1 protein-coding gene is annotated in these 539 nt (G+C 67.2%); it reads left to right on the forward strand.

The genetic code is table 11. The features are described 5' to 3' along the window. On the forward strand, positions 1-539 hold a 539-nt coding region (locus tag AOM04_RS14135; RefSeq protein WP_156160769.1), incomplete at both ends, for a dTDP-glucose 4,6-dehydratase.

Below are 539 nucleotides of genomic sequence, written 5' to 3' on the forward strand. Positions count from 1 at the left end.
ACGTATGCGGGCCACGCGGCCTCGCTGCCGGAGGATCCGCGGGTGACGCTGGTCAAGGGCGACATCGCGGATCCGGAGATGGTCGACGCGCTGGTGCGCGAGGCCGATGCGGTCGTGCACTTCGCGGCGGAGTCCCACAACGACAACTCGTTGGACGACCCCTCGCCGTTCGTGCACACGAACCTGGTGGGGACGTTCCAGCTGCTCGAGGCGGCCCGTCGGCATAGCGTGCGCTTCCATCACGTGTCGACCGACGAGGTCTACGGCGACCTGCCGCTGGAGGGCGGGGAGCGGTTCACGCCGGACACGCCGTACAACCCGTCGTCGCCGTACTCGTCGACCAAGGCCGGAAGCGACCTGATGGTGAGGGCGTGGGTGCGCTCGTTCGGGCTTCAGGCGACCATCTCGAACTGCTCGAACAACTACGGTCCGTTCCAGCACGTGGAGAAGTTCATCCCGCGTCAGATCACCAACCTGCTGGACGGTGTGCGGCCCAAGCTGTACGGGGCGGGCCTGAACGTGCGGGACTGGATCCACGT

It is taken from the genome of Demequina soli (assembly GCF_000971195.1).
Taxonomy (GTDB): Bacteria; Actinomycetota; Actinomycetes; order Actinomycetales; family Demequinaceae; genus Demequina; species Demequina soli.